Below are 25,223 nucleotides of genomic sequence, written 5' to 3' on the forward strand. Positions count from 1 at the left end.
TACCAGCCTTTTTATTTAAGAGCTATGGGATGACAGTGAAATAACTTCATCTTAATCTCCTGATGTTTTTTCTAAACGCTACCGGTCCGTCCGCCCGAGGAACTCCTGCATCGCTTCCGGCGTCACGGGTACGTCCGGTTTGAACAGCGGCGAAGCGGCATAGTTGAGCAGGCTTTTGCGAAGCTGACGCGCTTCTGGGCGAGTTTCGAGATCGTTGACAATATCGGCGGTACAGACCAGCACCGATCCGTTTTTGTATTTGAACTCGAAGATCATCGCCAGCGAGCGGTTGTGGTGGAAATTATCGACTGTGCGTACCGCCGGGCGAATCGCAAGCGGCAGACTTTCGATCCTGACCGAGAAGGAACGGTTCACCAAATCCTGCCATTGCCAATCGCTGTGAAATTCCGAGGGGAAGTCGGCGAGGGCCGGGTTGGCCGAATCAATCAGCAGTCCCATGGTTTTGGAAATCTGGCGATGTTTCATCCGCGCGTTCCAGAAGGTTCCGCTGAACGTGCCGGGGACCGAATCTTTGAACGCCTTCGCGCTCGGTGCACAGACCACCTTTACGCCGTTTTCGAGTGCGGCCTCGACCGAGTCATCCCACGCCGTTGCAAACATTACCCCTTCCGGAATATCCACTTGGTTTTGCTGCGGATAGACCCAAATGTTGTAGCGGTTGACGCGTCCGTTGGAGGCGCTGACAACCAGCTCCAATGCCGTTGCCGTTTTGATGTCACCAAGTGGAATGTTGATTTCACCCGCGGACGAAAGCTGCCCGGTCGGCGCATTCACTTTTTTCAGGTTTCCGGAAGCAACGACTTGCCCGATTTTATTGCGCAACGCCCAGTTCATTTCACCCGTAAAGTCAGCTGCGGAATAGTTTGAGATTTGAAGGTCAGCCTTAAACGTTTCGCTGTTGTCCCACACCATTTTTTCGAGGCGCGCCATCGGCACAAAGTCGGAACAGAACTGACGGAATTCCGCCGGTGTGGTCAGCCCTTTCGATTCCCACATCGCATTGATGATTCCGATGGGCGAGGTACCCTGCCCCGGGTAGTCCTGCAATGAGAGCAGTTGAAATCCGCTCAGTTCGGGTGTGCAAAGAAGCGCCTCGATTTCGGCTTTGTAGAGCAGCAGGGTCAGTTTGCCGGACGCCAGCGTAAAATCGTTTGCCCAATCGCCGAGTCCTTTTTTGCACAAATCCTTTTGGAAATCTTCATAGTTATACGCGCGCATGGCTCCGTAATAGCGCGTGATTTCGCGGAAATCAGCATACACACACCACTGTCCATTTTCATGCGTGATCAACGGGCGGTTCAATCCTTCCAGACGTCCCGCAAAGTCGAACGCTGACCCGTAACGGTAGCCTTCCTTATTGAATGGCTCGTAACCCTTAACCGGTCCACCACCCCATTTTACGCCGCAGAGATGCTCCTTTTGGGTACCCCAGGCACTGCTGTAAAAGTCATCGATCCGATCCGATGTCCATGGGTGCGTCGTTGAAGAATACAAATGACGCGGATCGGTGGTCTGCCCGTATTGTACCTTTTCAGCCAGGCGCGCGGTTTGTCGTTCAATAAAGTCCGGTTCTCCCTGCATAATCAGTTGCTCGTTGCCCATCGAAGCGAGCATAAATGACGGGTGGTTCCCGTAATAATAGATGATCCGCTTGAGTTCGTCGGTCAGATACTGCGTAGTCGCAGCATCCTCTTCGCGCTTTGTGCTTGGGCAGGAGGTACCCGGCACTTCAACCTGCAGATAAAAACCGAGCTCATCCGCCGCCTGAAAAGCCGCGTCTGGTGGACAACCTGTATGAAAACGGAAATAGTTCAGCCCGTAGGATTGAGCGATGCCGATCTGTTTTTTCCACGAGGCCACATCCATCGGTTCGTGCCCCAAAATCGGGTAGAACATACATTCAAGTGTACCGCGCAACGAAATACGTTTTCCGTTCAGCATCATTTGGATTCCGTCGCTTTTCAGCTCACGCATTCCGAACTGCGTTTCCGTTTGCTGATCGCCCATCGCGAGTTTGAGAGTGTAAAGCGCCGGGTTGAATTCGCTCCACAGTTTCGCGTTTTTAATCGGCATCGAAAATTCGACGGTTTGTTCTACCGCTCCGCTTAATTTAAACTGCGCCGTTTTTTTCTGCCCGTCCACTTCGGCGGTGATTTTGATTTCCTCCGCCTTTTTATTCGCGTTGGCGATCAGGACTTTGACATTGATTTCCGATTTTTGGATGTCGCTGAAAACGTCGGCTTTTACGATATGCGTTTTATCAAAAACGCGCAGTTCAATTTTTCCGATGGCACCATTCCAGTTGTGAACGAGATTATGCCCGCCGCAGTTGAGCTTGGCGCTCTTTTTTACATCGGTCGTCAGGTCATAATGAAGCACCATTTCATTGTCGCCCGGCGCCACACCGCGTCCTTTGCGGTTCAGGTTATCGAACAGAACCGTCAGCTGGTTTTTTCCTTTTTTGAGGGATTTTGTGAGGTTGTGTTCGTGTGGCGCGACCAATGAATTCTGCGTTCCGGCATATTTCCCGTTTACCCAAATGAATGATTCCCAGCCACACCGTTCCATAAACAAAATGTACTCTTTGGATAGGTCATCGATTTCAATTTCGCGCTGATACCAGATGCTGCCGCGATAGGAGCGTGGTTCCGTAGAATTGGCCATGTCCCGTCTATTGCTGGTTTCGTTCTTTAAGTTGTCGTGGTTCGTGCCGGGCAGAACGCCCGTTTCGCCACTGAACGTTTCCGCAAAAAATTTCTGAGCAACGCCCTCCCCTTTGTCATCGACCCGCATCTGCCATTCGCCATCTAGCGCAATGGTATTACCGAACACGCCACAAGCGGATAAACAGAGCAAACCCGCGACCACCAATTTACATTTCTTTGTTTTCATCATTTCACCTCAAAGGTTGCACGTCCCACAACAACTGTCCCCGAATTCATCTCTCGGGGCGTTCCAAATTTGCAATGATGCTCACTGCCATGCCCGGAATAATCGGCGGCGAGCATCCGCGTCATTTTTGGCAGCACCCAGCAGCGAACGTGCTGCGATGCGTCCGAATTAAACCGCAAACCATTTCCATCCGCATCCGAAAGCGACGCGGTAAAGACATTATATTTCGTGGAGCGGAAATCGTTACAGCCCAAGTCCGTCGCATCCTGCGACCACGGATAATCCACATCGGAAAGCGGGCCGAACACGCCGCACCGTTTCACATCCGGATAAAAGGCGGGCGATGAGCCTACAGGGCGGCCGATATGGTCGTCGGGATAAATACTTAGCTCGGCATCACGTTCCCAGCTCAGCTGATCCATCACGCGTGGCAGATCGAGCACGACGCCGGTCTGCAAAACCTTCAGATCCTTTTTCAATTTGAAATCGTGGGCCACATCGAATGTGCCGTCGTCTTTAACGGCAACCGTAAAGAAACCGTCTGCTTCGTCGTAACTGCCCGGAATAGTGATCACCACATCCGCGCCGATCTTTTTCGCCGAAATTTTTCCGGATTTCCAGTTCGAGCAAACCGGACTTGCCGGTGTGTTCGGCTCGTGTTTGGTAATGATTTTCCGGGTGGCGACCGCCTCCAGCACCATCAGGTGCGGACCGCCTGTTACGATCGGATCGCCCTCTTTTTCGATTTGGAGCGAACCTGTTGCATCAACTTTCACTGCAAGCGATCCTGCCGTTACTCCAAACCCATCGCCGTTATCCTTCAGGGACACGGCATGCTCTTCTGTCGTTTTTTTATCCGCAGCTTTCGGCGCGTCCGCGAAGGCGAGCTTCCAGCGGTTGACTTCAAATCCGAGCGGGCTAATCGCGCGCAAAATCACCGACTGATCTTCAGCAACCCCGCGAAGCCCCTTCAGTTTCAGCGTTCCGGTTTCCTGCGGCGCGACATCCGCCGTGGCGGTTCCGGTTTTATCGCCCGCGCTCCACTCGAAGCGAAATTCGTCGAGGTTACTGAAAAAGTTGCGGTTTTCGATTTCGAGCATTGCGTCCGAGCCGATTGTGGTGTTCGAAAGTTGGATCGGCGCGTAGGCTTTTTTAATGTACCAGTATTCCGGCTTTTCGCGGCGCCATCCATCGATGAAGCCCCACGCCCCGCAACCCGTTGCGAGTAGAGGTTCATTTTTTTCTTCGACCTGTTTCTCTTTATAAATGGCGTGCAGTCCAAAATTCTGCTCCACATCACCCACATTTTTTCCGGCGGTGTCGATGAAGAAAATCGAGTCGATGCCGCACCAGATGGTGCCGCCCATCAGTTGCTCTTCCGCATCCACCTGATTCCAGTATTTAATGAAACCGGGGCCCCATAAATCGCGCAGGCCGGGATCGTAGCCCAACTCGCGATAGTCGTAGCAATAGAGGTGCGCGTATTCGCCGAGGAAAACCGGGCGTGTTTCGTTTTTCATCAAATCGAAAATAAACTGCCCCGGATAGTGCGACGCCGCCACTTCGCAAAGGCCGTTGTCGTACGCCTTCTTTTTATAGAACGACATATCGAAAATGGTCGGGCGGGCCGGGTCCAGCTTCCTGACCGCGTGATACGCATTCTCAAAATATTCGTTCCAGTCACATTCGTTGGCGAGCGACCAGAGCACGACGCTCGGATGACTGCGATCGCGCTGCACCATTTCGAGCGTGGAGCGCATGATCAGATCCCCGAATTCGTCGGTCAGCGGAACGCCCTGATTCTTTGTGCCCCAATGCCAGCCCCAGAATGGTGCTTCCACTTCGACCATCAGCCCGACTTCATCGCAGATATCGAGGAACCGTCCGTCGGGCGGATAATGCGAGGTGCGGATAAAGTTGACGTTCGCGGCGCGGAAAAGCTCGGCATCTTCGCGCTGCATGGCTTCCGGAATACCGCGCCCGAGAATCGGGTGCGTTTCGTGACGGTTCGTACCGCGCGCTTTAACCGCCACGCCGTTGACCAAAAACTCGGTACCGCGCACCTCAATTTCGCGGACGCCAAAACTGCGCTCAACCTTCATCACCGCTTTTTTATTCAGCGCCAGCGTGCCGTGCGCCATGTAAAGGTTCGGGTGTTCGGGATCCCATTTCTTCGGCGATTTAACCGGGATTTTAATGTGTTCGGTACGCGATTCGCCCGCCGCCAACGGCTTAAATTCCGCCACAGCTTTCGCCACCGTTTGATCCTTTTTCCATTCGGTCAGCTGAAGAGAAATCGCGAGCGGACCGCTCGGCGACGCGCCTTCGTTGGTTAGTTCAATTTCAACATCGACGACAGCATCGGTATAGGTTTCGTCCAGCTCGGTGCTGACGTGGAACAACGAGACATTGACCGCCGGAAGCGCGACAAGACGCAGCGGGCGCATCAGACCGCCGCAATCGGCGTGGTCATACATATCGGGCGATTTCTGCATCACCACCACCATCCGGTTTTCTTTGCCCGGTTGGCAGGCCTCCGTCACATCCCACTCGAATGCGGTATGCCCGATGCCCCAGCGTTCCGACCAGAGCCGATCCCGTTCTTCAGGATGACGCGGAAAACCGATGCGTTTGCCGACCGTTTTACCGTTAATGAACACTTCGGCGGGTCCGACAAACCCGTCAAACTGAAGCTTAACGCGCTGGCCGTTCCAGTCGGACGGAATATCGATCGTTCGGGTATAGATGGCCCGCAGTTCGTCATCGCTCTCAAGCCAGTAGCCCTGCCCGCCCCATTGGCCCGGCACACGGATTTGATCCCATTTCGCGTAATCGACCTCGCCCTGCCAGGCGTCCGGCTTCACGTCGTAGGCAAACTGCCAAACACCGGAGAGCTCCATCACTGATTCCTTTACCGTCGGGTTCTCCGTCGGCAACGGGCTCAGCCGCGGAACTTCCGCATGGGCAAAACCTGCCAACAGCATCAAATTAAACAGTACAATTTTCTTATTCATTTCTATCTTCTTTAGTTACGGGTTTGCTGAGGCAGCCGCCTCTCTTTCACGGATGTCGGAAAAAATATCGCAGGCGTTTCTTACATTTTTCACCCGCTGTTTGAACTCCTTCTCCGCTTTCGCCACGCCCTCAATGGTACGTTCGCGGAGCTCATCGATCGCGTCGACAAACAGCGCGCGGTTATCGATGTAAAACAGATAGTTGACCATCCGCAGATTGATAAGCCAGTGATCAAACTGGAGATATTCCTTCACCTTTTGTTCCGCCTCGTTTGTTTCAAAATTTTTCCACATCACCGCTGCGACGGTTGCGCCGGCGGGCGGATAGGTATCGTTCATCGCGGCGGCAATCTCCGCTTCATACGGTGCCAATTCCTGCTTGCTTTGCGCGAACAGCCCCATCGCCGCCCAATACCGGACAAAGCGGTTCGGGCTTTTCAGCAGACTCACTTGTTTTTTAGTGACCGCTACGCCCCGGAAACCTGAGAGCGACGCGGCGGCATAAATCTCTCTAATCGGATAGTTTTTGTCGTCGAGCCGGAACTCATACGCCGTGCCCTCTTTTGAAATCAGGTCGATTTCGTATTCCGGCAACAGCATTACGTCGCGCTTGGAAATGATTTCCTTTTTTAACTGTTGGCGCATTTTCTGGAGTCGCTCTTTATGTGCGGGATCGCTCGCCAGATTTTTTGTTTCCCACGGATCGGCTTTGATATTGAACAGGAATTCGGGCGGACGCGGAATAAAGAGACTTTTCTGCAATTCATTCAACTCACCATCGCCCAAATCGTCGCGCATTTGCTGCATGATCTCGGAGATTTCGGAGTAGGTTTTGAACCGTTCTTCGGGCATATGCGCCATAAAGTTGCGCGTGTAGAAATAGTCGCCATGAGTGACCGCCCGCATCACGTCGATTCCATTGCCGGAACGGTTGGCAGAAAGGATCAAGTGGTCGGTTGGTTTGCTGCGGTTTTCGCCCATCAGAATCCGGCCGTTCATATGCTCGGGAATCGTTCCGCCCGCCAGACTGATCAGCGTCGGCCCCAAATCTTCAAAGCTGACGAGTTCGTCTGTCGTCGAGCCCGGCTTGCCCCACGGCGAGAGATGCTTCCATTTTTCGGGAACCGAGATGATAAACGGAACCTGATACGCCAAATTGATCCCGTTCTGTTTTCCGCGCGGGATGCCTTCGCCGTGGTCGGCATAGAGAAAGATGATCGTATCGTCGCGCAGTCCGTCATCTTCGAGTCGTTTGAGCAGTTCACCGATTTTTTTGTCCGTGAGCTGGATCGAGTTATAGACGCGCGCGAATTGTTTGCGCATTTCCGGGCTGTCTTTCAAAAACGGCGGCATTTCGAACTGGTCGTCCCGGACGATTTGTTCCGGCCCAAGGTTTTTGAGCACCGCTTCCTCATACCAATCGAAGGGTTTAGACATCGTCCGAGATTGATGCGAGTCGTTTTGATTAAAGACGCAGAAAAACGGGCGATCATCTTCGCGGTCCCACCAGCCGACAACGCCATCGAGCGTCCAAGCCTCGTGTTTCTTGCGCTCGCGGTCAGCAATCGCGTAATCCTTTTTGCCGCAGTTGCTCGTGAAGTAGCCGACCTCTTTCATGTAATACGGGAACCCTTTAATGTAATCGGGGATCGGATAGGCACTGCGATGGTTTCCGGTACCCATTTCGTAGGTTCGTTCGCCGGTAAAGATGGTGGATCGGCTCGACGAGCATACCGCGCCCGTTGCAAAAGCGCGGGTAAAACGAACGCCTTCGCGCGCCAGACGGTCGATATTCGGCGTGCGCGCATTTTTATCGCCATAGCAACCGATAAAATGCGGAGAGGTATCTTCCATCGTGATCCAGAGAATGTTCGGCCGTTCTGCCGCTTGCCCATTCCAAAGCAAGCCTGCAAAACAAACCAAACCTAAACTCACTCGCCGCCTGAAGGCGGAACAACATACCTTATTCATTTTCACCAGCTCTTCTCCTTCAAAATTTGATCAATGCGCAAGGCCGTATCGAGAACGTCGCGTTCTTCGGTTGTATATTTTCCGTTGTCCAGCGCATAGCGAGCCATCACAAACGAGGCAAGAATGGTGCCTTCCGGCTTAAGAACCGAAAACAATTCGTTGTAGTACTGCTCCGGATTATGAGGAGCAAAATCGCAGATCATTAAGGCGGCGCGATCCTTAAACAGTTCCTGCATGAGCTGCACCTGCTCAAAGTCGCCCATGCAGAAATTGTTCACCCCGACGAGTCCGTCCGTATCCACAAAATTCTGAAGCTGATGTTTGGCCGAGCCGCAAAAATGGAGCGTGCCGCCGCCAAACTCCTTAAAAATCCGCGAGTTATACGGAACCACAAACTCGCGGTAGAACTCCGCGGAAATCTGCGTGCAGTCATCATCGGCCAGCCAGATGTTTCCAAATTTTTCCGGCAGGAAAATCCCGTGCGGAAAATTGCCGCGTAGCCGGTCTTTGCCCGCGTATTTCTGCTGAATTTTTATCCAATCGATCAGAACGTCCGTAGCAAAATCCATCAGTTGATGGGCTTCGTCGGGGTTGGTGTAAAACCAGCAAAACAGATTTTCCAATCCGCAAATATTCAAAGCGATATTCAGCGGGCCCTGCACATCCGTGTAGGCAATCGGCAAATCGCTGTTTTCGCGCATATAGGTAATCGTGCGCAAAACATCCGGCATTAACCCGTCTTTTTCGTAGTCCGGCTTTTTCAAACTGGCGACCTGTTCAGGCTCGCTGATAACCGAACCGTTCACGCCTGGATCACCGTCGGCTGAAAAATGGACGGGACAGCCCAGCGCGGATGGAACCACGCAGGTGCCGAACCAGGGCATCAAAAACGGAATATAGTCATCGTCGATCTGCTCCTGATGAATCCGTATATTCTCAAGCTGATAGTCCATCATGGCTTTCGGGTTCGTGAAATAATCCGACGGAATCCGCTCCGGCTTCTCCCCGTCCATCCAGTAATTCATATGACTGACGACATAGGGAATATAATCGTGGTTTTCGAACCGATACGCCGCTTCGATCCGTTTTTGAATGGCTTCAACTTTTCTGGTCATCATGGGCCCTTTACTTCTTCTTCTTTTTCCCCTTCGGGGCGAGCGGCGGGCTCGGCACTTCCTCTTTCGGGAGCCAGGCGGCGAGTTTCTTCTTCAACTTTGCATATTCGGGATTGTTCGCCTGATTCGTCCATTCGTACGGATCTTTGGCGTTGTGATAGATCTCTTCGTCGCCGTTCGCGTAGCGGATATAGCGATGCGTCTCGGTTCGGACGGCATGGTTTCCGCGACCGTATGTCGTGATGGCGGGATAAGCCCAGTCGGCGTTCGGATTTTTGAGCAGCGGCGTGATGTCGTGTCCGGACACATGTTCCGGTTTTTCAATGCCCGCCAACGAGCAGAGCGTCGGATACACGCTCATCAAGTCGACCGGTTTCGTCGACTTTGTGCCGGGCTGGGTCAGGCCGGGCACGACCCAAATAAAGGGAGCGCGCGCCGGTTCTTCCCAAAGCGCGAATTTATGCCAACGCTGTTTTTCGCCGAGCGACCAGCCGTGATCGGACCAGAGCACGATAATCGTGTTGTCTTTGTGCGGACTCTTTTCCAGCGCATCGAGCAGGCGGCCGATGTTCATATCGGCGTAGAGCATGGTCGCGAGGTAGGACTGAATGGCGCGGTCCCACTGATTGTTCTCCAGCATTTTCTTATGCTTCGAGGTCGACAACATTTTCAGCGCCGCCGGCGGCAGGTCTTTGATGTCGCCCTCTTTTGTTACAGGGCGTTGAATCGATTCGAGCGGGAACGGCTCGTAATATTTTCGCGGTGCGACGAATGCCAGATGCGGCTTATAGATGCCGCAGGCGAGAAAGAACGGTTGGTCGTCATCACGCTGCAGGCGTTCCGCAATGTAATCGACCGAATGCCAATCGATGATGTCTTCGTCTTTCAGGTCCGGATGAATTTTGTCATTCAGGAATCCGTCATCCACTTTCACGCCACGTCCGTGCAGCGAGAGCCCTTTCGAGTTCATATATTCCGACCACTCTTCCGGATAGTAATGCATACTATGATAAATCTTTCCGGCGCCGGCCACATGGTAGCCCGCCTTCAAAAACTGGGCACTCAACCCCTCGCCCGGTTGCTGGAATTTTTTCCATTCGTGCCGATTCAAATAACAGCCACTTGTCCACGGGCGGCGTCCGCCCATGATCGCCGCGCGCGAAGGCTCGCAGGCCGGCACGGCACATTGTGCATTCACGAAGGTCACCCCCATATCGGCCAACCGCTGAATATTCGGGGTCTTCGCCTGCGGGTGACGGCCGAGCGGCTCAATCCAGTGGTTCAAGTCGTCAACGGCAATAAACAGCACATTCGGTTTTTGAGCAGCTGAGGCTGAAAGTGCCAAACCGAACAGACCGGCGATTAATAATTGTGTTCTCTTTTTCATGCGGTTCCCTATTTTTTTAGGTGTCTTCTCTTTATCTTATTATTTCCCATCAATGTTGTCGGTTACAGGTTGGAGGCGGTCGATCACCGGTGCGTTTTTGATCGTGGGTCTAACGGCAAAGCGGTCAAATTCCGGACCGACCGGGTCGGGAATCATCCGGATCTCTTTGTCGCCGCGATAGACGCAGTTCGCATCGACCCACGCCATCAGGCGCCGCAAATCATCGCCTTCAATTTTCACATTCTTATGCGTACCTTCACGCACCATTTTAATCAGAGGGCTCGTGTACGAAAGAACGGTGCGCGGTTTAAGCAGACGCACGTTAAAGTTTCCATTATCGGCCTCCACCTGAAGCGCGCCAGCGATGCCCGTGCCCGGAGTATCGTATTTAACCGGTGAATATGATGGCATAGACTTCACATTTTTAATCTCGTGCCTTCCTTTAAACCACGTCGGACCAACCAGCGTTAGGTACGGTTGCTTAAACGGCCAAAGCTCTTTAGGCACGCCGAGTTCAGGTAATCCGCCGCGCAACGTCAGGTCGAGTGCCTTACGCGCTTTCGGGTTTTTATCGCCCTGATGACAGCTTCCGCAGTGCTTGTCGAGCACCGGCTGGGCGAAACGTTCATAACTGATGCTGACCGGTCCCCACGGCGGCGGCGTGATTTCTGAAGGGGCGCGACGCAGCGCTGTTGAAGCGGCTTGAAATGCGACCGGAGTGCGGTTGTCCTGTTCATGACATCCAGTACAGCCGCGCGTTTCGCCGGGCATCACGCCCGTGAACGAGCGCATAATTTGCAGACAGCGGTAGTCTTTATCGAGCAATTGGAAATGGAGCGCTTTGCCGCTCGGCACTTTAAAGTGAACGGAGCCGTCCTCTTCAACCGGAACCGTGCCGAGAATCCGTTTGACCCCGTCTTCCTGAATAATCGAAACCGCCGGACCGGAATGCCGGAAGCTCTTGACCATCGACGTGTAGGTCTTCGCATCCATTTCGAGAATCCGCAGATATTTCGCGGTTCCGCGCGGCAGATCTTTTTCGATGCCCTCATAGACATCGGCGCTGTATAGCACGCCGTCTTTCGCCGGCTCGCCTTTTTTGGGCCAATCGACGGTGTCCGCGCGGGCGGGCGGAACGGGGCGCGGTTTCAACGGCATCGCGTACAGGATATTATTGTTGCCGCGATAAATCAGTTCGCGGTTCCCGTCCATATCCATCAGATAGAGTGAGAATGGATTATATACCGACACCCTATTCCCGCCACTGTTGCCGGGCCCGCTCCGGACCGAAACCAGAAAATCGTTTTCACCGATGGGGTACGGCGTTTTATAGGCGCCGTAGCTTCCGCTCACGTGATAGTTTGGCGAATAGGTCGGATGCGGCGGTTTCGGGTCGCCCGTTTCAGGCCATACCAGATCGGACGTAATCTTATAAATCCCGTCCGGATGCTCGCGCCCTTCGCTCAAATTGATGACGCCGAGCGAGCCGCTGAACACGCGGTGGTGCCCCTGTCCGACAAACATCACTTTGCCCGTTCCGGGGATGGGGCGCGCCTCGATCAGCATATCGGGGGTAAACGTACGGTTGCCCCAATAGATTTGCGGATTGGTTCCGTCCGGGTTCATCGTCCACAACCCCTGAAGGCGCCAGAGCGGGCGCTCGGTGTATTCCCAGCGCGTATAGATCACCGAGCCGTCGGGCATCATCGCGGGCAGATAGTCCGGCTCGTTGTTGCGCGAAATAATGCGGATATTCTTTCCGTCCGCATCGGCGCGGGCCAATACGAAAGCGGGCGAAGTGGGCAGGCAGCGGACATAGGTATGTGCGCGGGTGGTCGAAAAAAGAATGTTCCCGTCCGGCAGATAAATCGGGTCGAGATCGTCGTAGTCGCTGTTCGTCAACTGTTTGAGCCCGCTCCCGTCCACGTTAACTTCAAAGAGCTTGAACGACGGGTCGAAGTGGTCCTTTTTCGAGAAGATGATTTTTTCCGCGTCGTACGACAGATCGGGGCGCCAGATATAGGTATCCAAATCGTCCGGCAACAGATTTTGCACGACCGCGTTCGGGTTCAGCCCGCTGATAATCTGGAGCTTACTGCCCGAGTTGAATTGCTGCGAGCCGTTCCGGTGTCCTGACTCGTGGTTTGAGTGCACCGTTTCCGGATGCGGGCTGTCGATTAAAAGGATGCGGTCAAAATCGACCGTCGGGTTGCTGAACATAATTTCGCGTTTGGCGCGACGAATGTCTATGTAGAGTTCTTCGAGTTTATCTTTGCCGCTGGTTTTCGGAATTTCGCGTTCGAGTTTTTCGATTTTTTTGAGCGCGGCCGTTCGGGCTTCTGCCGTTTTGTCTGCGCCCTTCATTGAATCGATTCGAGTGGCGAGCTGTTTTGCCCAGCCGATTTCCTGCGCGATTCTCGCCGACGTCACCTGATGGTTCGCCTGAAAAAGCCAATCAGCTTTCAGCAGTTTTTCGGCATCGGTTTTGCTGACCGGACGCATTGCGGGAATCGACGGGAAGAAATCGGTATTCCTGAGCGCTTTGATCTCGGCTTTGAGTTGCTGGAGCTGATCGTATGCCGCTTGCAGCGATTCCGGGTTTTGTTCGACCTGCTTCCGTAAAGCGTCGGCTTGCTGCATAAACTTCGCGTGTTTCTCCTTCGGGAACACCTCTTTGCGCGTTTCTTTCAACAGCGAGTTCTTCGTCCAATCCACCTCATCGTTAAACCGCTGCGGCGTTAATTCCGCGCCACTCACCATCGCCCCCATTAAAAAAGCGATACACATGTTATATTTCATTTTATTTCCTCCCTGCCAAACCCTGAAGACAGGGTTTTCAACGTATTACAAAATCACTTCACCTTTTTGTTTTGCCGAAATTGATCCACCTGCGCCAGCCATAGTCTCTCCAGCTCTTTTACTTTCTCCGGATGGCTTGCGGACAGGTCATTGGTTTCGGTTCGGTCTTCGGCCAGGTTAAACAGCTCCCACTTCGCTTGGTTCACTTTCACCAGTTTCCAATCGCCGTGCCTGAGCGCATGATTGCCCTTATGCGACCACCAGAGCATGCGCTTCTTTTCGATATCGTCGTTAAAGAGTGATGTGCCGGGAAAAGGCACTTTCTGGTCCCCCACCGTTACACCGGCAACATCCAGCAGGGTTGGAACCAGATCGATGACATGGCCCGGGGTTTGGTTGATCGCCCCTTTAGCGGATATCCCGTTGGGCCAATGCGCGATAAATGGAGTGCATGCCCCGCCCTCATGGGACCATTTCTTATATTTTCGAAAAGGTGTATTACAGGTCGTGGCCCATCCCGGTCCCAGGCACAGAAAACTGCCGGCAGAACCCGGCGAGGCGCTTGGGTCGTGACTGTCACCACGCACCATCAGTTCCCGGGTTGCTCCATTATCGGACAGGAAGAAGATCAGGGTATCATCGAATGCGTCCATCGCTTTAAGCTGAGCGACGATTCTTGCTACCTCAATGTCGATGCGCTCAACCATCGCGGCATGAATGCTCATCTTGGCCTGCTGGAACTGCATCTGTTTTTCCGTAAGCTCATTCCAGGGAACCGTGCAAGCGACCTCATCCTCGCCAATGAGTGCGAGTTGTTTTAACACATTCTTAGGAACGCTCTGATTGTAATCCGCTTCAGAAAGTTTTCCGGTAACCAGCCCCATTTTCTGGAGCCGTTCCCAGCGTTCATTGCGAATAGTATCCCACCCGACCGCGTACCGGTCGCCAACCCGCGCGATATCCTCCGGCAGGGCGTGTAAGGGGAAATGAGGCGCGGCAAAAGCAACATAGGAGAAGAAGGGCTGATCCGGATGATTCGCTTTATGATCTTTCAGAAATTCAATGGTATGCTCTGCAACCGCTGTCGTGCCATAAAACCCATCGTTCCGTTTCACTGGAGCCTGCTTGTTATCATTGAGATACAATTCTTGAGGACTGAAGAAACGATCTGGATCTGCGATATGAAGGGATTGATCGAAACCGCTCGCGGTCGGTTTACCGTCATCCCATTTTCCGGCGTGATGGGAGCGATACCCCGCTGATTTCAGATACTCCGGAACTAATGTGGCCCAGGCGGGCCGTTTATGACCACCGCCTCCGCCACTTATATCCAGAACGTTATCGCGGTTGACCTGATGCGGATAATATCCACACATCAAGGCCGCTCGCGTCGACCAGCAGCGGGCACAGTTGTAATATTGAGCGTACCGCACGCCATTTGAAGCCAAGCCGTCAATGGCCGGCGTTTTTATTTCGCCACCATAGCACCCTAAATCGGAGTAGCCCATATCATCGACCAGGATCAGCATGACATTCGGTTTCTTTGCATGAGCCGCGCCCACAAAGAACATGCTCATTAGAAGCAGCAGCCATAATTTAGGTTTCAAATTACTCATTCCTGCTTCCCTTTCGGCAACTTGACTGGGTCGGGTTGTATTCCTTTTAGCGGTATCGTTTCGCCCAATTCGGCGCGCATCGCTTCGAGCTGATCACGCAACTTTTTCTTTTGGGCTGCGTACGCGGGGTTATCAATCAGGTTGTCCAACTCGTAGGGGTCGTTTTTCAAATCATACATCACCCAATCGCCCGAATAGTGGTAGGCATAGACCCATTCTTTGGTGCGGATGCCGCGCCAGTCGGTTCCCGGGCCGCCCCCGCCATGTACGTTGAAGAGGAAGGCCGCATCGCGTTCCTTATCGGATTTGCCCAAAAAGGTGTCTGAATAATCCATTCCCTCAACTTGTGGAGGAATCGGCACATTGCACATTCCCAGCAGGGTCGGCATCACATCGACCGACGAGACGATCCAGTCCTTAACCTGCCCCTGCTTGATTTTAGATGGATACCGAACAATGAACGGGATATTGATGGACTCTTCCCAAGGACGCTGTTTGCGGATATGCCCCTGCGACCCGAGCATATCACCGTGATCGGAAGTGAATACCACAATCGTATCGTCGGCGACGCCCGCCTCTTCCAGTGCCGCATTGATCCGCCCCATGCATTCATCCACGCTCGTCACCATGGCGTAGTACTCGTGCAGCACTTCTGCCATCGAAGGTTTCACGGTATCGCCCTTTCCCTTCACGGGATAGATTTCATATGGAACATTCGGGCGGGGCTTGAGTGTTTGCCTCTCGTACATATTCAAATATTTTTGGGGCGCCTTATACGGTTGATGCGGAGGTCCAAACGATAAAAACAGGCAGAACGGATCGTTCTTTTTCTTTTTAATAAATTCAACCGCCAGATCGGTCTGCACATCGGGTTCCCAGCCGGGGACACGGGTCGGTTGTTTTGAATCATTCAGCCAGTAGACCGGATCGGAGTGTTTATGCGAGCAGTTGCGCACGGCCCAGAAATCCCAGCCACGGCTGCTTTTTGCATCGATCGGATTTAGACGAGTCTCGGTCAAATGCCATTTGCCGATATAGCCGGTGGCATAGCCCGCCTTTTTCATCTGTTCGGGGAGCAGCGTTTCACGGTCCGGCAGACGAATATCGTTGTGGATCACGCCGGTGGAATGACCATAGCGGCCGGTAAGAAGATGGGCGCGATACGGTGTACAGACCGGCTGAATCGATAATGCATTCCTAACCAGCAACCCGTCGGCCGCCATTTTATCGAGGTTCGGCGTAATCACCTGATCGTTCCCCATACAGCCCATCGCATGGGCGCGCATTTGGTCAGCAAAAACAAAAACGAGATTCGGCTTTTTACCCGCTCCCGTTGCGGCAAAAAGCTGATTTCCTATGCCGAGGGCAGGAATCGCCGCGCTTGCGGTTTTAATAAATTGACGTCGTGTTTGTCTGTTCATAGTCGATACTCACGTATGTTGTCGTTTGCTCTACCTTTTCGGAGATTAATAAAAGGTGTACTCCACCATCTCGGTTTTATCTTGGGTTAGCGCTTTCACATTGCGGAGTTCCGCGTCGCCGGGAACATTCAGTGGCTGAATGTTTATTTCTCATTTGGGTTTTCGCGCCATGCTATTGCTTTTCTTCTTTTTTGATCGTTTTGGGTCGGCAGGAATCGGTTCTCCACGGCTGACCGCTTCAGTAGCGAAAAATGAGCTGTGCCCGGTTGAGTTTTCTCCCAGAATTTCGTGCCGTTGCTGCGGGACTTGAGCGCGGTGTCTTTTGATGCGCTCGGCATATTCCGGGTTATTAGCCAGATTGTTCCACTCGTGCGTGTCTTTTTTATGGTCATAGAACTCTTCCGAGCCGTCATTATAATGGATATAACGATAGTTCTCTGAGACTATCGAATAATTGCCCGGCCCGAAACTGGTACGCGCCATGTGGGGCCAATCGGCCTGTGGGTTCTTCAACAGTGGAACAAGTGAATTCCCTTCGAGTTTCGAGTCGGCTTTCAATCCGGTCAGCTCCAGCAGCGTCGGATAAATATCGAGCAACTGCGCTGGTTTGGAGCATACAGCCCCTTCCGCAATGCCCGGCCCGGCGATGATCATCGGCGTACGTGTTCCGTCCTCCCATAAACTGCGCTTAGCAAAGCGCTCCTTCTCGCCCAGATGAAACCCATGATCAGTGTAGAGCACAATATATGCGTTCTCTTTGCAAGGGCTGTTTTCCAAGGCATCGAGCAGTTTTCCGACCTGATGGTCCACAAAACTCACACAGGCCAGATAGGACTGGACAAGTGGCTTCCATTGGTCATTCTTCTCGGTCCACTTCATGTTTGGACCCGAGTGTCTGAGTCGAGTGATATTAATTCCGTATTCAGAAATGTCTTCCAAATCGCGTTCTGCCACCTTAGGTAACTGCAGTGTTTCCATCGGATAGAGATCAAACCACTTTTGCGGAGCAAACTGCGGTACGTGGGGAGTGTAAAAGCCTGTCGCCAGAAATAAAGGTTTATCATGACTCTTTGCCAACTGCTCTGCTCCCCAGGCGGCAATTTTATAATCCGGCATTAGGTCATCCTGCTCCGGAAACACACCCCAATCCCACACTTTCATCCCGGGAAACGGGCTAATTTTCTTTTGAGGATAAGGTCCGAAACCGCCAAAGGATCCCGCCCAATTCGGCTGGTGTTTTTCGTTCTGGTCGTTGCCATGAAAGAGTTTCCCCGCTCCGGTAACATAATATCCTTCGTCCTGAAACCGAACCGGCAGCAAGGTATTTTCCATTGCTACAGGAGATCCCTCAATACCGGGTTTCAGAAAGTAGATCCCCGATGTACTCGGATAGAGCGAAGTCATCATACTGGCCCGCGACGGATTGCAGACCGGTGACTGGCAGTGCGCATTATTGAAAAGTACCCCGCGCGCGGCGAGACGGTCCATATTCGGCGTCTTCGCCTGCGGGTGTCCGCCCATACAGCCGATCCAGTCGTTCAAATCATCAATCGCAATCAGCAGCACATTCGGCTTTTCCTGCGCTTTGGTGTTTATACAACAGCATGCAAGAAGTGCGCTTGCAACAATTGAAATATTCTTCATACCCCTCATCTCTCTTATAATTTTTGCCACAGATTTTACTCAAGATATGCTTTGGGCTTGTTTTTACCTTTCCACATTTTTGATTTGTCGAGGATTTTGCCATTTACTTCCGGGATGTGAGATTCTTTTGCAAGACCCATAAGCCGCGCAACGATCTCAGGATGCTGTTCTGCAATGTTGTTTGATTCGGACACATCGCTTGCGAGATTATACAGCTCCTTTTTTTGATATTCTGAATCGGTTATCAGCTTCCAATCCCCCTGACGCACCGCTACCTGCCCCTTGTATTCCCAGTACAGATAATCATGTTTCTTCTGTTGGTCATCCTGCCCCAACAGGGTTGGCAGAAAAGATATACCATCGATGTCTTCAGGAATTTGCGCCCCGGCCAACGTCGCGAGGGTGGGAAAAGCATCGGGGAAGTATCCGAGGTGGTCCGAGGTCGAATTCGCTTTTATTTTCCCGGGCCAGCGCACCAGATAAGCAACCCGCAATCCCCCTTCATAGACGTGCCCTTTTCCTAAGCGAAACACAACGCCCGTTTTAGGATCTTTGTTGGGGCCAAAAAAGCCATGCGGATACTTTTTGCTGGTGAACGGTTTACAACTCCCCCCATTATCGCCCGTCAAGATAACGATGGTATTATCATCCACTCCGGCTTCTTTCAGGATGGCTAGAATTTCACCAAGCTGTCGGTCCATCATAGATACAAATGCTGCGTAACGATGAGCTTCATCCGGCGGAGCAACCTTCGGATTTCTGTGATGAGGCGGAGCATCCCAGTCTTTATCTTTGTATTTCAAATAATCCGGATCATTCTCAGGAATTCCGTAATAAGCATGAGGTGGTGTATAGGGGAGATAAGCAAAGAAAGGTCGTTTACCCGCGTGTTCACGAATAAACTTCTTGGCCTCATCGTGAATTAGATACTGAGAAAAAGTTTCCCCTTTGAATGCATGATTTGTGTTTCCCTTCAGCGGAACAAGTTCACTGTTCTTTATCAGACAGTCCGGATAGTAGGAATGTGCATGGCCCTGATTGTAGTAACCGTAGAAAATGTCAAAGCCGTGCTTTTCAGGGACTCCTTCGGTACCACGATCGCCAATCCCCCATTTGCCGAAACCGCCCACGGCATAACCGGCATCTTTGATCACTTTTGCCAGTGTCACATCTTCAGCGCGAATCGGAGTCGAACCGCTATTCATCCGCACACTGGTATGACCGGAATGCTTCCCGAGCATAAGGGTTGCGCGTGTGGGCGCACATACGACGGATCCTGCCAGCATCTGCGTAAAACGCATGCCCTCTTTTCTGAATTGATCCATATTTGGTGTTTCCAGAAGCGGATGACCCAGATTTGACATCTCGTAATAGCCCCATTCATCCAGCATCATATACACAATGTTAGGCTGTTCAGCAGCCTGGATGCTAACCGCCGCTACAAGACCACTGACTATCAAACTAATTTTCTTCATCATAGTACCTCCTGAATCTCTGAATACTAAATTACTGTGCACGCTTAAGTCCCTCCCAGCGCACCTTCCATTGCCCGTTACCCGGGAAACCGGGCGCATGGCGTTCGGGAGCCCCGTCCCAACCGGCCGCCATCATGGCTACCGCGTAGAGTACGCCGCCGTTGCCCGGTAAATACCAGTCGCCATTGATGCCCCGCTCAGAATAGTGGTTTCGAGGATTATCCTTAAGCAACAGTTCAACTGCCAGTTCAGGCTGTTCTGTTCTGGCCGCAGCCATAGCCGCCCAGGGGAAGTCCCACCCCCAACACCGGGTCCACACCCAGCTGTCGTTAATGTGCCGGACCGTATTAGCCGCAATCTGCGGACTCACTCCGTCGACAAACGGAACAAAACTAAACCCGCCGATTTGATCCGGGTGTCCATAGTCGGTTCTATTTTTCGGGTTCGTCCACACCCACTCCTCACACCATGCGAAGACCTGCTCCCCCGTCTTAGGATTTTTTTCAAGCGTCAGCGGGACTAAATTATCACTCACTTCCTGCCAGCTCTTTTCGGGCTTCATGCCCAATCGCTTTCTCCACTCCTGAGCTTTGTTCAGACCCCAGCGCCAATACGCCGATTCAAAAGCCGGGTTATGACAAATTCCGTTTTCATTTGCCGTGACGACAAATTCCAGCTTATACCGCCCTTCTTCATCTTTCACTGGAAACGAGGCCATATATTCAGCGGTGGCAAAAACCACCTCGTTCCATTTCTCCAGCGTTTTTATATCGGGATTGATCCGGTATTCCTGTTCTGCAAAAAATATCGGGTGGGGCTGCTGCCAGCTCAGGCTCAAATTACCGTCCCAAGGCTTCATTCTTCCGTCAGGGCTGTTTTGTTTGCCCCACTTAGCCCCCTTGTAGTCGAGCTGGGCCGCCCGTTTACGGGCAATCGGAAGAAATCGCTGATACATAGTCAATGCCTCCTCTGCCAGGTGCCAACGATCCCAAACCCCGTAATGAGCCATATGCCACCAGGCCATTTCCATATGGAACTGACCGGCCCAACCCCCGAATGCCATGAGTCCGTATTCAGCCGTGGGTAGCGAACCGGCGTTATTGCTTCGCATCAGGTATTGAGAGAGAACCAGGCGGCGCTCTAACTCTTTCCAACGCGGATCTTTACTCTGGGAAAGGTCAATAGCCCCTCCACTCATCCAAAACGTTTCCCAAAAACCAGCAGTCTGCTTTTTGATACCGTCAAAGTCGGTATACGATGCGGAGCCCGGTTGGGTCTGACCGAACAGACAAACAAACGAAAGAACATCTCCATCGCCAGGGATCAGTCGGGCCTTACGTTCATCGGGGTACGCGTTGAAGCTTGCGGTTCCTTCACATACGCGCCACCCCCCTTTGTAGATGTCATTGTCCATCTGCCGCTCAAAAGAGAGTTCTTCACCAGCGACCGTCATCGTGGTTTTGTGAACCTTGCAAGGACCTCCCTCGGCTTTATATCTTCTTTTGCCCTCCGCAATGGGGAAGTCCAGTTCAACACCGATTTTGCCTTCCCGCAACAGTTCCGACTGCACTCGGACCGCAACCCCGTCCTGATCAGACAATCCCAGGGTTTCCACCTTTACCTCGACGCCTTCATATAGAAACGAGGCAACCTGTATCCCTTGCCACACGTCGAGTTTTCGCTTCGGATTTTTTATAGATTCCGCAGCAAGAACCTTGCCCGCCGCGTCGATAAACCGGAGCCTGCCAAGATGGACGGGCCATGGATTATCAGACATCCATCTCCAAACCAGCCCTTTTTCTTTAGGAGTAGCCATGTGCCCCGTGATCCGTCCACGATCAAAGGTACCCGTTTCCGGAATATCTTTTTCTGTAACGCCAGGAGGAAGAGGCGCCGTGTGTTTGCCCCAATGGGAAAATGAATTTCCATCCAATGTCTGCAGTCCGGTAGCATCCACGCCGAAACAAAACTCACCATTGCCCAAAGGCAGCGGCATATCAACGGGCGGATCAATAATATGATGCCGTGATACGAGCGCTTTACGGTCAATAGCCTCCTCTGAGTGTGTCATCTGCGCACTCAGGGCGATTATAGCTAAATAAATGGATGCTCGAAATAACTTCATCTTAATCTCCTTATGTTTTTATCAAAACGTTACCGGCCCGCCCGCCCGAGGAACAGCTGCATCGCTTCCGGCGTCACGGGAACATCCGGCAGGAAGAGCGGCGAGGCGGCGAAGGCAGAAAATGCGCCTGCCAAAAAAACCAAACCTAAAAAAACTCGCCGCCTTCCAGCCGTCGCCCAAGGGCTATGGCGGACACGAAAGGCGGAACAACGTACCTTATTCATTTCTTACTCCAGTTTTTTTGCTCGATTTTCAGGCGTTCAATTTCAGCGAGCAGCTCGGCGCGCATCTTTTTGATTGTCGGCTGATATTCCGGGTTGTCCGCCAGATTAACCTTTTCAAAGGGATCTTTTTTCAGATTGACCAGCTGGACCGGGTCGAAATAGTTCGGGTAATATCTCTCGACATAATACCGCATGCCGTGCCAACCCACACGTCGCTCTTTTTTGGTCTTTTTATAAATCTCGGTTTTTCCGCTCGCAATCGCATTGCGGACCTTATCCGGCGCGAAGTATTCGATATATTTATAGTCGCCTTCGATCAAAGCGCGCGCGTAATTGATTTCCAGCAGCACCGAGTCGCGTCCTTTGAACTCCTTTTCGCCGAGCAATAACGGCGCAAAACTTTGGCCATCGATCTTCGCTTGGGCGGGGATTTTTGCACCGACGATTTCGGCCAGCGTCGGCAGCACATCGATGTTCGCGCAGAGCGCATCGCTGCGCCACTGCTTCTTGAATTTTGCGGGCCAGCGGATCACGAACGGCACGTGCGTCGCGCCGTGTGGATTGTTCTTGGCCAGCTTTTGGTGGTCGCTCAAATAAATAAAAATCGTGTTTTCGTAATTTCCGGTCTCGCGCAGTTTGGTCTCAATCGCACCGAGCGCGTGGTCCACCATCGTCAAGCTATCAGTCGCGTTCGGATTCCCGCCCGCGTCGCGGATCTGTTGGCGCGCGACTTCGATATCCGGCAAAACGCCCGGAATTTGTTCGAGCATCCCCAACGGGGTTTTGCGCCGCGCCTCTTCGCTGAATCGGTGAACTCCCGCCCCGGACACGCCATGCGGATAGTTCACTGAAAAATAGAGGAAGAACGGCTCGTCCTTGCCTGTTTCAAGAAACTCGAGCGCCCCCTCCGTACACCAATCCAGGTTGAATGCTTTTAGCGGTCTGGGGAAGTAACCGGACTCGGCGTTGTCGAAATAAATCCGATCCGCATAATCGCATTGATACAACTCTTTGATCTCTTTAACAAAGTTCAAGTACCCCGCCGTCAGCTCCGCCGACGCCTCCGGGCTCAGCGGGTTTTCTTTGGTGTATTTCTTATACAGGGCACTCATCGCATAATAGCTGTCCTCGCAGTGCAGTTTCCCGACAATCCCCGTGCGGTATCCGGCGGACTTGAACATTCCGGGCAGCGTATACTGCCCCAGCTTCACGTGCGGCGACCAGTCGAGCATATGCACCGTCTGACCGGGTAAAAAATCGTTTTTCAGGTTGTACGCGGTCGAAGCATATTTGCCGGTGAGCAGCGAGAAACGCGAGGGCGAGCAGACGGGCGAGGTGATGAAAAACTGGTCAAAAATCAGCGACTGCTCCACCAGCTTATCCGTGTGCGGCGTGACAATCACCGGGAATTCCGGCTCGCCGCCCGCCAGCCGTTCACATGACGAAAACTCCATCAGATCATAACCAGCACCCATCCCCGAAAAGTCCAGGTCGTCCATAAAAAAGACAACCACATTCGGCTTTTGAGCGGCGGATACTGAAAGTGCCAAACTAAATAGTCCGGCGATTAATAATAGGGTTCTCTTTTTCATCTCATTGTTTTCCATCGATTCTGTTTCTCAAAACAGACGTTATTTTTAATACCTTCGGCGTTCTGCGGTTCAACGCTTCTTTTGCGTTTCCTGCGAGGGGCGGATCTGATGCTTTACGGGCTCGCCTTTTTTGGTCAGCGGACCCGGCATCTGCTTATCCCATTCGGCATAGAGGGCGCGCAATTCCTTCGCGATCTCGGGGTTCTGCTCGATCAGATTTTTTGTTTCGCCAATATCCGCGTCCAGATTAAACAATTGTGGCTCGTTCGGATACACGTACTCTTCGGCAGCTTCCGCCACATCGCCGTTGGGCAGCACATCGAAATCCTTGTGCTTCCAGCCCACGTTATTCGTCAGCTTCCATTTTCCTTTACGGATCACCCACGAGTCGCGGCTCATCGCCCAGGCCAGCCATTCGTGCTGGGTATCGCGCTCGCCTTTAACCAGCGGGATGAGGCTTTTTCCGTCGAGGTTGGCGGGGATCTCCTGCCCCGCCAGATCAACAAACGTCGGGAACAGGTCCATTGAGGAAACAATCGCTTTGTCGTTCACTTGGTTCTGCGGAATCGTGCCCGGCATGCTGACCAACATCGGAATACGGATCCCGCCTTCGCCGAACATATATTTGAAGCCGCTCAACGGGGTATTGTTGGCATAGGTATTGATGGTGCCGCCGTTATCTGAAATGAGCACCACCACGGTATTTTCCCGCTGCCCGCTCTCCTCCAGCGCATCGAGGATGCGGGTGACACTGTGATCCAGCGCAAGCAGGTTGGCCAGATAGCAACGACGCCCTTCCGGATCAATCTCGCCCATATGCCCCCATTTAACGAGAAACTTAGCGGACGACCCATGGTTCGGCTCCCAGTACGGGTAGCCCCACTCCTCGGCATCGCGATCCCAAGGCACGTAGCGCGCACCTGTTTTTTTGGCCCAGCTCTCCTCGACGATAAAGGTCGGATAGTGAACCGCATTATGGGCCACATGCAGGTAGAACGGCTTATCGCCCTTGTCGCGTTTGATGAATTCAACCGCCTTATCCGTCAGCACCTCGGTGATAAAGCCATCCTCAAACGAAACCTCTTCGATCTGATCGTAACTCGCGCCGAGTCCATTGACGGATACCAGCGGCCCCACGACATTCGAACCCATATGAGTCAGCGGCTTGCCCTCGAGGCGCTTGCGGGACATGACGGCATCCCGGTCCTTTTCACTCAGACGGATGTAGTCCCAGGTGTGCTTTAAGTAGCCCAAGTATTCCTCGAATCCATGTAAGGTCGGAAGATGCTTGGGCCCGCCGTTCATGTGGGTTTTCCCGTATTTGGCCGTCGTATACCCCGCTTTGAGGAGCGCTTCCGGAATGGTCTGCTCATTCAGAGGCAACCCGCCGTTTCCGTACCAGTAGTTCCCCCAGCGCTGCTGATAGCGGCCCGTAATGATCCCCGCGCGCGAGGAGCTGCAGATCGGGCATGTTGAGTATGCATTCGCGAAATAGGTTCCCGACGAGGCCAGCCGGTCAAATCCCGGGGTTTTAAACTTTTTCACATCGGCCGGTGCCTGCGGCAAAAAGGACATATCGGCATAACCCAAGTCATCCGCAATGATCACAATAAAGTTCGGCTTCTTCTCCGCCGCCGTCATCGCATGAGCCGAACCCATGGCCGCCAGCAACACGGCGATCAATAAAAACGCGCTCTTTTTCATCTCATTCCTGCCCATCGATCTTTTGAAATTCTCTCAAAATAGCCGCTTATTAAATACGGATTCTGAGCCGTTGTAAACCTACCAAAATTAGTAGGTGCAAAGGAGACGCTAGCCTGCATTTGCCGCTTCGCTGCCGCCTCTTCGAGTCGGCCTCACTTCGTGTCTCACCGCCTTTGGCGGAAAATACAGGAAGTTCTAAATCCGAAGCACCCAAATCCGAAAC

Annotated in this window: 14 protein-coding genes; all 14 read right to left on the reverse strand. The window is 52.7% G+C overall.

Features of this window, described 5'->3' with window-relative positions:
* Nucleotides 1–78: 78 nt before the first annotated feature.
* Nucleotides 79–2,916 carry a sugar-binding domain-containing protein gene (locus E9954_RS10610; RefSeq protein WP_136079147.1) on the reverse strand — a complete coding sequence of 946 codons (2,838 nt, stop codon included), beginning with the start codon at nucleotides 2,914–2,916 and terminating at the stop codon, nucleotides 79–81.
* Entirely contained in the window at nucleotides 2,913–5,927 is a 3,015-nt protein-coding gene (locus E9954_RS10615; protein WP_136079148.1) for a glycoside hydrolase family 2 protein, read from the reverse strand. The genes E9954_RS10610 and E9954_RS10615 overlap by 4 nt, the downstream gene beginning before the upstream one ends.
* 15 nt (nucleotides 5,928–5,942) lie before the next feature.
* Nucleotides 5,943–7,898 carry a sulfatase family protein gene (locus E9954_RS10620; RefSeq protein ID WP_168442153.1) on the reverse strand — a complete coding sequence of 652 codons (1,956 nt, stop codon included), beginning with the start codon at nucleotides 7,896–7,898 and terminating at the stop codon, nucleotides 5,943–5,945.
* A 2-nt stretch (nucleotides 7,899–7,900) separates the two neighbouring features.
* Nucleotides 7,901–9,016: a uroporphyrinogen decarboxylase family protein gene (locus tag E9954_RS10625; protein WP_136079150.1), complete on the reverse strand. Its 1,116-nt coding sequence runs from the start codon at nucleotides 9,014–9,016 to the stop codon at nucleotides 7,901–7,903.
* Between the two features lie 7 nt (nucleotides 9,017–9,023).
* Entirely contained in the window at nucleotides 9,024–10,400 is a 1,377-nt protein-coding gene (locus tag E9954_RS10630) for a sulfatase (protein ID WP_136079151.1), read from the reverse strand.
* Between the two features lie 39 nt (nucleotides 10,401–10,439).
* The gene (locus E9954_RS10635; RefSeq protein ID WP_136079152.1) at nucleotides 10,440–13,199 is read right to left on the reverse strand and encodes an HzsA-related protein; all 2,760 of its coding nucleotides are present in this window, start codon (nucleotides 13,197–13,199) and stop codon (nucleotides 10,440–10,442) included.
* 53 nt (nucleotides 13,200–13,252) lie between these two features.
* Nucleotides 13,253–14,815, reverse strand: coding sequence for an arylsulfatase (locus tag E9954_RS10640; RefSeq protein WP_136079153.1), 1,563 nt, complete (start codon nucleotides 14,813–14,815; stop codon nucleotides 13,253–13,255).
* A complete protein-coding gene (locus E9954_RS10645) occupies nucleotides 14,812–16,236 on the reverse strand; it encodes a sulfatase family protein (protein ID WP_136079154.1) in 1,425 nt (474 codons plus the stop codon). Before E9954_RS10645 ends, E9954_RS10640 begins: the two co-directional genes overlap by 4 nt.
* A gap of 150 nt (nucleotides 16,237–16,386) precedes the next feature.
* Nucleotides 16,387–17,880: a sulfatase gene (locus E9954_RS10650; protein WP_136079155.1), complete on the reverse strand. Its 1,494-nt coding sequence runs from the start codon at nucleotides 17,878–17,880 to the stop codon at nucleotides 16,387–16,389.
* A 35-nt stretch (nucleotides 17,881–17,915) separates the two neighbouring features.
* Complete coding sequence (locus tag E9954_RS10655) at nucleotides 17,916–19,358, reverse strand: arylsulfatase (RefSeq protein ID WP_222847140.1); 1,443 nt, start codon at nucleotides 19,356–19,358, stop codon at nucleotides 17,916–17,918.
* Between the two features lie 28 nt (nucleotides 19,359–19,386).
* Nucleotides 19,387–21,480, reverse strand: coding sequence for a hypothetical protein (locus E9954_RS10660; protein ID WP_136079156.1), 2,094 nt, complete (start codon nucleotides 21,478–21,480; stop codon nucleotides 19,387–19,389).
* A gap of 29 nt (nucleotides 21,481–21,509) precedes the next feature.
* Nucleotides 21,510–21,704 (reverse strand): hypothetical protein, encoded by a 195-nt coding sequence (locus E9954_RS10665; protein WP_136079157.1) that lies wholly within the window; start codon nucleotides 21,702–21,704, stop codon nucleotides 21,510–21,512.
* The gene (locus E9954_RS10670) at nucleotides 21,701–23,296 is read right to left on the reverse strand and encodes a sulfatase family protein (RefSeq protein WP_168442154.1); all 1,596 of its coding nucleotides are present in this window, start codon (nucleotides 23,294–23,296) and stop codon (nucleotides 21,701–21,703) included. The genes E9954_RS10665 and E9954_RS10670 overlap by 4 nt, the downstream gene beginning before the upstream one ends.
* Before the next feature lie 69 nt (nucleotides 23,297–23,365).
* Entirely contained in the window at nucleotides 23,366–25,000 is a 1,635-nt protein-coding gene (locus E9954_RS10675) for a sulfatase family protein (protein ID WP_168442155.1), read from the reverse strand.
* Between the last annotated feature and the right edge of the window lie 223 nt (nucleotides 25,001–25,223).

It is taken from the genome of Pontiella desulfatans (assembly GCF_900890425.1).
In the GTDB taxonomy this organism is placed as follows: Bacteria; Verrucomicrobiota; Kiritimatiellia; order Kiritimatiellales; family Pontiellaceae; genus Pontiella; species Pontiella desulfatans.

What these genes read in the sequence shown, in the direction of transcription:
- E9954_RS10610 (WP_136079147.1), bottom strand. Translation starts at nt 2,916, where the DNA reads ATGATGAAAACAAAGAAATGTAAATTGGTGGTCGCGGGTTTGCTCTGT.
- E9954_RS10615 (WP_136079148.1), bottom strand. Translation starts at nt 5,927, where the DNA reads ATGAATAAGAAAATTGTACTGTTTAATTTGATGCTGTTGGCAGGTTTT.
- E9954_RS10620 (WP_168442153.1), bottom strand. Translation starts at nt 7,898, where the DNA reads ATGAATAAGGTATGTTGTTCCGCCTTCAGGCGGCGAGTGAGTTTAGGT.
- E9954_RS10625 (WP_136079150.1), bottom strand. Translation starts at nt 9,016, where the DNA reads ATGATGACCAGAAAAGTTGAAGCCATTCAAAAACGGATCGAAGCGGCG.
- E9954_RS10630 (WP_136079151.1), bottom strand. Translation starts at nt 10,400, where the DNA reads ATGAAAAAGAGAACACAATTATTAATCGCCGGTCTGTTCGGTTTGGCA.
- E9954_RS10635 (WP_136079152.1), bottom strand. Translation starts at nt 13,199, where the DNA reads ATGAAATATAACATGTGTATCGCTTTTTTAATGGGGGCGATGGTGAGT.
- E9954_RS10640 (WP_136079153.1), bottom strand. Translation starts at nt 14,815, where the DNA reads ATGAGTAATTTGAAACCTAAATTATGGCTGCTGCTTCTAATGAGCATG.
- E9954_RS10645 (WP_136079154.1), bottom strand. Translation starts at nt 16,236, where the DNA reads ATGAACAGACAAACACGACGTCAATTTATTAAAACCGCAAGCGCGGCG.
- E9954_RS10650 (WP_136079155.1), bottom strand. Translation starts at nt 17,880, where the DNA reads ATGAAGAATATTTCAATTGTTGCAAGCGCACTTCTTGCATGCTGTTGT.
- E9954_RS10655 (WP_222847140.1), bottom strand. Translation starts at nt 19,358, where the DNA reads ATGATGAAGAAAATTAGTTTGATAGTCAGTGGTCTTGTAGCGGCGGTT.
- E9954_RS10660 (WP_136079156.1), bottom strand. Translation starts at nt 21,480, where the DNA reads ATGAAGTTATTTCGAGCATCCATTTATTTAGCTATAATCGCCCTGAGT.
- E9954_RS10665 (WP_136079157.1), bottom strand. Translation starts at nt 21,704, where the DNA reads ATGAATAAGGTACGTTGTTCCGCCTTTCGTGTCCGCCATAGCCCTTGG.
- E9954_RS10670 (WP_168442154.1), bottom strand. Translation starts at nt 23,296, where the DNA reads ATGAAAAAGAGAACCCTATTATTAATCGCCGGACTATTTAGTTTGGCA.
- E9954_RS10675 (WP_168442155.1), bottom strand. Translation starts at nt 25,000, where the DNA reads ATGAAAAAGAGCGCGTTTTTATTGATCGCCGTGTTGCTGGCGGCCATG.